The sequence below is a fragment of the Stenotrophomonas chelatiphaga genome (assembly GCF_001431535.1).
Classification (GTDB): domain Bacteria; phylum Pseudomonadota; class Gammaproteobacteria; order Xanthomonadales; family Xanthomonadaceae; genus Stenotrophomonas; species Stenotrophomonas chelatiphaga.
The window spans coordinates 24620-34288 of sequence record NZ_LDJK01000028.1 but is presented as its reverse complement, the minus strand read 5'-3'; the positions used below and the strand labels follow the sequence as shown (position 1 = coordinate 34288).

General features: G+C 68.5%; 10 protein-coding genes. 4 read left to right on the top strand and 6 right to left on the bottom strand.

The features are described from left to right. Nucleotides 1–14 precede the first annotated feature (14 nt). The 4 genes from murU to ABB28_RS07690 all read right to left on the bottom strand — a co-directional run bounded on the left by murU (nt 15) and on the right by ABB28_RS07690 (nt 3637). Nucleotides 15–728, bottom strand: coding sequence for an N-acetylmuramate alpha-1-phosphate uridylyltransferase MurU (gene murU, locus ABB28_RS07705; protein WP_057508075.1), 714 nt, complete (start codon nt 726–728; stop codon nt 15–17). After that, nucleotides 725–1747, bottom strand: a complete 1023-nt coding sequence (locus tag ABB28_RS07700; protein WP_057508074.1) for an aminoglycoside phosphotransferase family protein — start codon at nt 1745–1747, stop codon at nt 725–727. Before ABB28_RS07700 ends, murU begins: the two co-directional genes overlap by 4 nt. 54 nt (nt 1748–1801) lie before the next feature. Then, a complete protein-coding gene (locus ABB28_RS07695) occupies nt 1802–2074 on the bottom strand; it encodes a GlsB/YeaQ/YmgE family stress response membrane protein (RefSeq protein WP_057508073.1) in 273 nt (90 codons plus the stop codon). 69 nt (nt 2075–2143) lie between these two features. Then, entirely contained in the window at nt 2144–3637 is a 1494-nt protein-coding gene (locus ABB28_RS07690; RefSeq protein ID WP_057508072.1) for a M20 family metallopeptidase, read from the bottom strand. 262 nt (nt 3638–3899) lie between these two features. Between ABB28_RS07690 and ABB28_RS07685 the strand changes: the two genes are divergently transcribed. The 4 genes from ABB28_RS07685 to ABB28_RS07670 all read left to right on the top strand — a co-directional run bounded on the left by ABB28_RS07685 (nt 3900) and on the right by ABB28_RS07670 (nt 7032). Then, complete coding sequence (locus ABB28_RS07685) at nt 3900–4226, top strand: ComEA family DNA-binding protein (RefSeq protein ID WP_057508079.1); 327 nt, start codon at nt 3900–3902, stop codon at nt 4224–4226. A gap of 326 nt (nt 4227–4552) precedes the next feature. Beyond that, nucleotides 4553–5626 (top strand): L,D-transpeptidase, encoded by a 1074-nt coding sequence (locus tag ABB28_RS07680; RefSeq protein ID WP_057508078.1) that lies wholly within the window; start codon nt 4553–4555, stop codon nt 5624–5626. 31 nt (nt 5627–5657) lie between these two features. Beyond that, nucleotides 5658–6374, top strand: a complete 717-nt coding sequence (locus tag ABB28_RS07675) for a murein L,D-transpeptidase catalytic domain family protein (protein WP_057508071.1) — start codon at nt 5658–5660, stop codon at nt 6372–6374. 49 nt (nt 6375–6423) lie between these two features. Further along, a complete protein-coding gene (locus tag ABB28_RS07670) occupies nt 6424–7032 on the top strand; it encodes a HutD/Ves family protein (protein WP_057508077.1) in 609 nt (202 codons plus the stop codon). A 38-nt stretch (nt 7033–7070) separates the two neighbouring features. Here ABB28_RS07670 and ABB28_RS07665 read toward each other — a convergent pair whose 3' ends face one another. Beyond that, nucleotides 7071–8684, bottom strand: a complete 1614-nt coding sequence (locus ABB28_RS07665; protein WP_057508070.1) for a sulfite reductase subunit alpha — start codon at nt 8682–8684, stop codon at nt 7071–7073. Then, nucleotides 8681–9640 carry an FAD:protein FMN transferase gene (locus ABB28_RS07660; protein ID WP_057508069.1) on the bottom strand — a complete coding sequence of 320 codons (960 nt, stop codon included), beginning with the start codon at nt 9638–9640 and terminating at the stop codon, nt 8681–8683. Before ABB28_RS07660 ends, ABB28_RS07665 begins: the two co-directional genes overlap by 4 nt. Between the last annotated feature and the right edge of the window lie 29 nt (nt 9641–9669).

Genomic DNA, 9669 nt, shown 5'->3' with positions numbered 1-9669 from the left:
CCCGCGAGGGGGGCTCACCCGTTCGACCAACCCAACGCCGCTTCCAGCGCGCGCAGCCGATCCACCGTCCCCACATCCGTCCAGCGTCCACGATGGTGCTGCCCGGTGACCAACCCCTGCGCCATGAAATGCTTCTGCAGCGGTACCACGCTGAAGCGCGGCGGCGTGCGTTCGCTGCCCGCTGCCGTGCCGATCACCTGCCGCCAGTCGGCCACGATGGACGGCCGGTACACACCAATGCCGGCATAGGTCAGGCAGTCGCCGGCGCGGTCGTGGTGCAACACGCCCTCGGCATCCAGTCGGTAGTCGCCGTGCGGGTGCTGGGCCGGGTTGTCCACCATCACCAGGTGCGCCTGCCCGGCCGGCTCGCGCGGCAAGGTAGCGAAGTCCAAGTCCGTCCAGATATCGCCGTTGACCACCAGGAACGGGGCATCGCCCAGTGCCGGCAGGGCGTTCAGGATGCCGCCGCCGGTCTCCAGCGGGGTGTCGCCTTCGTTGACGAAGTGCAGGCGCATGCCCCACTGGCTGCCATCGCCCAAAGTGGGCGCAAAAGCGCCGGCGAGCCACGAAATATTGACCACCACCTCGCGGACGCCAAGCGCCGCCAACCGTTCCAGGTGCCACACGATCAACGGCTTGCCGGCCACCGGCAAGAGCGGCTTGGGCGTGTGCAGGGTGAGCGGGCGCATGCGCTCGCCCAGGCCCGCAGCGAAGATCAGCGCCTTCATCGGGCCGGTACCGGTTCGCCCTGGGCTGCCATCGCCGGCTTGATGCGCGTATCCAGCAGGTGCTGCAGTCCGGCCAGTTCCCGGTAACGCGGCAGTACTTCATCCAGGTAGGCGATGAAACGCGGTGCGTCGTCCAAGTAATGGCCCTTGCCATCGCGGTAGCGCAGGCGGCTGAAGATGCCCAGGCACTTCAGGTGACGCTGTATGCCCAGCCAGTCGGCATCGCGCAGGAAAACCGCAAGCGCCGGCACCGGCAGGCCGGCCGCCAGCGCGCGCTGGTGGTAGCGCGCCAGCCAGCCATCCACGCGTTCCAGCGGCCAGCTCAGGAACGCATCCTTGAACAGGCTGACCGGGTCGTAGGCAATGGGGCCACGCACCAGGTCCTGGAAGTCCAGCACGGCCGGGCCATCGGCCACCGGCATCAGGTTGCGCGGCATGAAATCGCGGTGGGTCATCACCTGCGCCTGGCCCAGTGCGTTGTCCATCAGCACCTGCTGGGCGGCCTGCAGGCTGGCGCGGTCATCGGCGTCCAGGCTGATGCCCAGGTGGCGCTGCAGGAACCAGTCGTCGAACAACCCCGCATCGCGTTGCAGCAGGGCCTCGCCGAAGCGACCGAAGTCGTCCGGCACCGGCATCCGTTGCAGGGTGAGCAGCTGGTCCATCGCGCGCTCGAACCACGCATCGGCGCTGTCAGCGTCGATCACCTTGGCCAGGGTCGGCCCGCCCAGGTCTTCCAGCAACAACAACCCCACTTCGATGTCTTCGGCCAGCACCGCCGGCACGCGCAGGCCCTGCGCCTGCAGCAGCGCGCGCATGCGCAGCCACGGCCGCACGTCTTCCAGGCCGGGCGGGGAATCCATCACGATGTGGCTGCCAGCGCGGCTGGTGGCGCGCCAGTAACTGCGCATGCCCGCATCCACCGACGCCCGATCCAGCGTGGCCAGTTCATCGCCCAGCCGCGCGCGCGCCCAATGCAGGCGCTGCGCGGCGCGTTCGGGATGGGAAGCGGGATCGTTCATGCAGGCAGCATCCGGGCGCCCGCGGGCGCCGACATCAGGAAGAAGAAAGAAGGATCAGCGACGACCGCCGCTGACCAGGCGGAGCAGGGCCAGCACCGCGACCGCGCCGACCACCGCACCGAGGAAACCGGCCGGTTCACCGGCGGCGTACCAGCCCATGTACTGGCCGAACCAGCCGGCCAGCAACGCGCCGACGATGCCGAGCACGATGGTCAGCAGGCAGCCCATGCGGTTGTTGCCGGGCATGACGAAGCGGCCGAGCAGGCCGACCACGAAGCCGACCAGGATGATGTAGAGCCAGCTGCTGCTGCCGAACAGACCATTCATGGGCATCGAATCCTTTGCACGGAGGGACGCCGCCAGGCCAGGCCGGCGGCGTCGCTCACTTTACCCAGTTCAGCAGCAGCCGTGGCCGCCGTGGCGGGTGCCGCTGTCGGCGGCGACCGGCGAACCACTGGTTTCCCCGCGCAGGCTGGCGGCGTGGTGCTCGCTGATCACCTTGGACACGCAGGCGGTGACCTTCTTGCCCATCGGAATGTGCAGGAACTCGTTCGGACCATGTGCGTTCGAATGCGGGCCGAGCACGCCGGTGATCATGAACTGGGCGCCGGGGAACTTCTCGCCGAGCATGCCCATGAACGGGATGGAGCCACCTTCGCCCATGTACATGGCCGGCTTGTCGAAGAACATCTGGCTGGCATCGTCGATCGCCTTGGTCAGCCACGGCGACATCGCCGGTGCGTTCCAGCCGCTCGAGGCCTTCTCCAGGTCCAGCGTCACTTCGGCACCGTTCGGCGGGTCGCGCAGCAGCGCTTCCTTCAGCAGTTCGCCGCAGGCCTTGCCGTCGGCGGTCGGCGGCAGGCGCAGCGACAGCTTCACTGCGGTATGCGGACGCAGCACGTTGCCGGCCGATTCCAGCGACGGCATGCCGCCGATGCCGGTCACCGACAGGGCAGGGCGCCAGGTGCGGTTGAGCACCAGCTCGGTCAGGTCTTCGTTCATCGGCACCAGGCCGTCGACCAGCGGGAACTTGTCGAAGATGGCGGTATCGACGACTTCGGCGGCGCGCTTGGCCTGCTCCAGGCGCTCGGCGGGAATCTCCACCTGCATGCCGTCGATCAGGATGCGGCCGGTGTCCTGGTCTTCGATGCGCGACAGCAGCTGGCGCAGCAGGCGGAAGCTGGACGGCACCACGCCGGATGCGTCACCGGAGTGCACGCCTTCATTCAGCACCTTGACCGAGAAGTTGCCGCCGGTCAGGCCGCGCAGCGAGGTGGTGCACCACAGCTGGTCGTAGTTGGCGCAGCCCGAATCCAGGCACACCACCAGCGACGGCTTGCCGATGCGGTCGGCCAGGTGGTCGACGTAGGCGGGCAGGTCGTAGCTGCCGGATTCTTCGCAGGCTTCGATCAGGATCACGCAGCGTGCATGCGGCAGGCCCTGGGCCTGCAGCGCCAGCACCGCGGCCAGCGAACCGAAGATGGCGTACCCGTCATCGGCGCCGCCGCGGCCGTACAGCTTGTCATCGCGCAGCACCGGGATCCACGGGCCCAGGTCGTCGTCCCAGCCGGTCATTTCCGGCTGCTTGTCCAGGTGGCCATACAGCAGCACGGTGTCGTCGCCGGTCTCGCTGCCGCTTGCCGGGATTTCCAGGAAAATCAGCGGGGTGCGGCCTTCCAGGCGGACCACGTCGACCTTCAGGCCGGGGATGTCCTGGGCCTTGGCCCAGGTTTCCATCAGGACAACGGCCTGCTCCATGTAGCCGTTCTGCACCCAGTTGGCGTCGAACATCGGCGACTTGTTGGGGATGCGGATGTAATCCACCAGCTGCGGGACGATTTCCTCGTCCCATTTCTGGTTGACATAGTGGCCGAGCTTGGCGCTGTCCATCTGGAGCTCCGAATTGGAATGACTGATCTGCCCATTCTACGCGTGCGGGAAATGGCCGGCTGTGTGCCATAGGGGCGGCTGACGGGGTCGCCCCGTCTTTTCACGTCAGCCGGGGTAGGAAATTTCCTACACGGCGTCGGGTATTTAGCTGGCTGTTAGAAATGTCATCGGGCGATAGTCTGTGTACATGTGGTGACGGACAGTGTCTCTACCGACGGGAATGCCGGTCGGGACAGGTTCGGATCACAAGGAGAACGACGTCGTGCCTTGGTGGATCGTGGTGCGGGCACTGCTTCTGGCGATGGGGATCACGCAGGCCTTTGCGGCCGCGCCGGTCGACATCAACCGGGCAGATGCCTCTGCTCTGCAGCAGGGATTGACGATGGTGGGGCCCAGCCGGGCTGCCGCGATCGTCGAGCACAGGCAGCAGCACGGGCCTTTCCGACGCGTCGAGGACCTGACGCAGGTGAAGGGCATAGGGAAAGCCATCGTCGAACGGAATCGACAGCGGATCACGACCGGGGACATGACGTCCCGGGTGGATCCGGTACCCGGAGCGGTACCGGTGCGGTCCGTGCCAAGGCGTTGATACAGGGGAATTGTCGCGGTTCGCAGGAAGCGGACCCGGGCCGGCCACGGGACGTGGCGGCAGCGACTGGCGCAGGGAGGCGTCAACCACACCAGGATGGTGGCATCACAGACCTGTGGAAGGGGCTGGGATAAACAACCAGGGATGATCGCGGCCTCCGTGCACGGAGCACGCTGCCCCCATCGCAGGATGCGCGGGGTGGCGGGAGGCCGACAAGGACGTTGTCAGGGCCCGGTACGACACATGGCTGTGTCGCCGGGCCTTCTTTTTTTCAGGCCGCCGACCCGTTAGCGTGGGGCCTTGCTCCGGACTGGATGACCGCGCTGATGCGACTGCTGCAGTGTTCCCTGATGATCGCCACGGCGCTTGCGCTTATCGCTCCTCTGCCGCTGAGGGCCCAGGGGCCCGCGCCGGCCGCGCCCGCCAAGGCATCGACCGAACCCGCCGTGCGCGGACCCACCGACCTCAAGCCCGGAGAATACCTCTGGCACCCGGAGATCTCCCCGTCGGGCCCCATCGTGCTGGTGGTCAGCCTGGAAGAGCAGCGCGCCTACGTCTACCGCAACGGCATCGCGATCGGCCTGAGCACCATCAGTTCGGGCAGGGCGGGCCACGAGACGCCGACCGGGGTGTTCACCATCCTGCAGAAGGACAAGGACCACCGCTCCAACATCTACAACAGCGCGCCGATGCCCTACATGCAGCGGCTGACCTGGGATGGCATCGCCCTGCATGGGGGCGCGCTGCCCGGGCACCCGGCGTCGCACGGCTGCGTGCGGTTGCCGCAGGCCTTCGCGCAGAAGCTGTTCAGTGCCACCCAGCGCGGCGATACGGTGGTGGTGGCCGATGCCAAGAGCTCGCCGATGACCCTGGCCTACCCGGCCGTGCTGGCCCCGGTCACCAGCCGCGGCCAGTCGCTGCCGGAGGTCCCGGCCGGCACGGAAACGGCGGCCTACTGGAACGAACAGGATGCCCCGGCCGGCCAGGTCGGCGTGCTGGTGAGCCTGCATGACCAGCGCGTCTACGTGCTGCGCGATGGCGTGCTGATCGGTGAATCACCGCTTGCGGCCTCGGCCTTGCCGGCCTTCGATGGCACCACGCTGTTCGTGATGGGCGAAGGCTACGCCGACCATCCCAGTCCGCTGGATGCGCACCAGCGGTTGCACCGCTGGACCGCCTATCCGTTGCTGGGGCAGGCCGATGCGAAGGCCACGCCGGACCTGCTGGCCACGCCATCGCTGCCGATGGCCCTGCCGCCGGATTTCGCCCGCAAGCTGTACGCCGCGCTGGTCCCGGGCACCACGCTGCTGGTGACTTCGCTGCCAGCGGTACGCCCAAGTGCAGCTGAACCGGGTTTGCAGCCGGTGTTGGAATCCGAGCCGGCCGGGTCCACCCTGTAAGGTCTGCATCCAACCTCGTGTTGCTGCCCAGATGAAACCGCCACGCCCCCGCTGGATGGCTGCCGTCGGCCTGTTCACCGCCTGCAGCCTGCCTGCCCTTGCACAGACCCCGCCCGCTGCGGCGTCCAGCCCCGACCTGGGCGCGATCCTGGCCCGGGTTGCGCCCAATGCAGACCGCAAGGTGCTGCAGCTGGCCGCCAGTGCGATGCGCTGTGCGCTGCGCCGTCCCGAACTGGGCGTGGTGCCCGATCGCCTGGGCGTGATCGACTATTCGCGACCATCCACCCAGCAGCGCCTGTGGGTGTTCGACCTGCGTCGGCAGCGCCTGCTGTTCGAGGAATGGGTCGCGCATGGTCGCAACAGCGGCGCGGACCGCACCGAACACTTCTCCAATCGCGAGGGCAGTTTCATGTCCAGCATCGGGGCGTTCACCGCGCAGGAAACCTACGTCGGTGGCAATGGGTACTCGCTGCGCCTGGACGGGCTGGAGCCGGGTTTCAACGACCATGCGCGCGAGCGGGCGATCGTGATCCATGGCGCGCCCTACGTGAACCCGTCCGCGGCGCGCCTGCAGGGCCGGCTGGGCCGCAGCCTCGGCTGCCCCGCCGTACGGCTGACGGTGGCCAAGCCGCTGATCGACGCCCTGAGCGGCGGCACGATGGTGTTTGCGTACTACCCGGACCAGGACTGGTTGAAGCGCTCCCAGCTGCTGGACGCCGACTGTGGCGGCCGCCTGGCCAAGCGCTGACCGCGCCGTTGCGTTCGTCTGCGCGAAGGCGGCACGGCACAATGGGCGCATGAACGCCGCCGACATCCTGCAGCATCCCAGCCAGCTCATCCCCAGCGTCGACTACCGTCGCGAGCGCTGGCGCAATGGCCTGGGCTGGACGCGTGAAATCCTGCGCCTGCCGTTGCAGGGCGAAGATTGGGCGCTGCGTCTTTCAATCGCCGAAATCGAATCAGACGCTGCGTTTTCCAGCTTCCCGGGCGTGGATCGCGAGCTGGTGCTGCTGCACGGAAACGGGGTGCGCCTGCGCTTCGATGATGGTCGTCTGGACGAGGCGCTGCCGCCGCATGGTCGCGTGCGGTTCGCCGGCGAACAGGCACTGCACGGCGAACTGGTCGACGGCACCACCCATGATTTCAACCTGATGTGGCGGCGCGACACGCTGACCGCGCAACTGCTGCACCGCCCGATCGTGGGGCCGATGTATTTCTTCACCGAACCCGACGTGGCGTGGGCCATCCATCTGCTGGCCGGGCAGGCACGGTTCGACGCCGACGCCGGCCTGCCGCCGATGCAGCAGGGTGATACCGCTTGGCTGGCCGCCGGCGCGCGTCGCCGGCATGCCCTGCACGGCGGCGGTGAACTGCTGGCGATCCGGCTGGGTCCGGCGGTGCCGTAACGCGTGCTTCCGTTGTGCGTGCTTCTGTAGCGTGTGTTTCAGTACACGTCGCGGCGGTAGCGTCCGGCCAGCACCAACGCCTCTTTTCCTTCCGCGCCCAGCACCTGTTCGATCACCGCATCCACCGCCGGCGCCATGCCCTGCAGGCTGCCGCAGACCAGGATGGCGGCACCTTCATCGACCCACCGGCGCAGCCGTGCGGCTTCGGCCAGCAGGCGATCCTGCACGTAACGATGGGCACCGCCGTCGCGGCTGAACACCGCATCCAGGTGCTCCAGCATCCCGCGCTGCTGCATCTGCAGCAGTTCATCGCCGAAGTGGAAATCGTGCGCGGCATGGCGTTCACCGAACAGCAGCCAGTTGCGGCTGGCGCCGGCGGCCTCACGTTCGTGCAGGTGCGCGCGCAGGCCGGCGATGCCGGTGCCGTTGCCGATCAGGATCAACGGTCGCGTGCTGGCCACGCCATGGAAATTGGGGTTGCGGCGCAGGCGCAAATCGATCGTGCCGCCGACCGCTGCCACATCGCACAGCCAGCCGCTGCCGATGCCCGGCGTGCCGTCGGCGCGCAGCTGGCGGCGCAGCAGCAGTTCCAGCGCGCCGTCGTGCATCGCCGAAGCAATGGAGTATTCGCGATGCGGCAGCGGCTGCAGCATCGACAGCAACGTCTGCAGGTCGCCGCCCGCGGTGACACCGGGCAGCTGCGAACGTGACAACCGCGCCTGCAGGGTCTGCCCGTCGGCCAGCAACGTGTCGCCCTGCAACTGGTGCCGTTGCAGCCACGCCTGAACCACCTGCGGCGCATGCCGTGGGCCGATCTCGGCGATGTCGCCGGCCTGCCACGTCGCCTCGCTTCCGGCTTCGGCCAGCGGTGGCTGCAGCCTCAGCCAGTGCACCGGTCTACCCGCGCTGCCGGGATTGAGGTGTTCGCGCTGCAGCAGCGTCCACGCCTGGTAGTCCACCGGACTCCAGTCCGGCTGGTCACTGGCATCGCCGCCCAGTTGGCCCAGAAGTTGCTGCCAGTGGCGCAGGCTGGCCGGATCGGCGTTGTCCACTTCCACCGTGTCGAACATCGCGTGCGCGCCATGCCGGCGCAGCCAGTCATCCAGCTGTTGGCCGAATGCACAGAAGTGCGCATAGCTGTGGTCGCCCAGCGCCAGCACGCCGTAGTGCAGGTGGCCCAGCGAGGGGGTTGCGGTCATCAGCCGGCGCAGGAACGGGGCGGCATGGTCGGGCGGATCGCCCTCGCCGGTGGTGCTGGCGATGAACAACGCGCGTTCGCTGTCCGCCAGCAGCGCGGCATCCAGCTGCTCGATGCTGCGCAGCCGCACCGCAAGGCCGGCACTGCGCAGGGCATCGGCACTGCGTTCGGCCAACTGTGCGGCGAAGCCGGTCTGGCTGGCCCATACCAGCAGGATCGGCCGCTGCGCTGGATCGATCCGCTCGCGGCGTGGCCGTCCCTGCCACCACAGCAGGGCGCACAGCGCGGCATAGCCGCCCACGCTGGCGATCGCGGTCCACAACGCAGCGCGGCGCGGGGCAGGCATCCAGCCGTTGTCGTCCAGATGCAGGCGCAACAGCAGCCAAGCCACCGCCGCCAGCGCCAGCAGTACCAGCAGGTTGCCGAGCAGCGCGCGGGACGGGCGCAGGCTCATGGCAACAGTGCCTGGAAGGCCGGGCTTAGGGTTTCCAGCGGGCCATCAGCGCTGCGCTCCAGGAAGCGCGCCGCCACCTGCAGGCGGGTGGCCAGTTCCAGGCCGGCATCGCGGCCCAGCACGGTCAGCGCGGTCGCCCACGCATCGGCGTGCATGGCATCGGCGGCCACCACGGTCACCGCCGCCGCCGCGCGCTGTACCGGCCGGCCGCTGCGCGGATCCACGCTGTGGCTTATCTGCTCGCCGTCGTGCTGGTAGTGGTGCCAGCGGTCACCGGAGGTGGCGATCGCCCGGCCATCCAGTTCCAGCACGCGTGGCGGGGTGGGCGTGCGCGCGTCTTCTTCTGGTGCCGATTCCACCAGCACCCGCCACGGCTGTCCGTCAGGCTTGCGGCCATAGCCGTGCAGTTCCCCACCTACTTCCACCAGCGCGGCGCCGATCTGCTGGCCCTGCAGCCAGCGCACCACCTCGTCCACGCCGAAGCCCTTGGCGATGGCCGACAGGTCCAGTTCCAGACCGCCGGGCTGCAGCAGCACATCGCCCTGCCATTGCAGCTTCTGCCAGCCGCAGCGTGCGCGTGTGGCTTCGACCGCCTGCGCATCCGGGCGGCCCCGCGCGGCGGCGTGTGCACCAAAGCCCCACAGCGCCACCAGCGGGCCGAGCGTGGGATCGAAGGCGCCGTTGCTGGCTGCCGCTACGTGCTGCGCGCAGGCCAGCACGTGGCGGGTCTGCGCTGGCAACGGGTGCCAGCTGCCGGCCGCGGCACGGTTGTAGCGGCTCAGGTCGGATGTCGGTTCCCAGGTGCTCATCTGCGCCACGACGCGGTCCAGCTGGGCCTGGATGCCGGCGTGCAGCGGATGCAGGTCGCGGCTGCGCGGCAGCGCCAGTGATACCGACCACGAGGTGCCCATGGTGGTGCCGCCGAGGCGTGCGATATCGAGTAGCGGGTTGGTCATCGGCAAGTGCGTGCAAGGTGCCTGTGGAG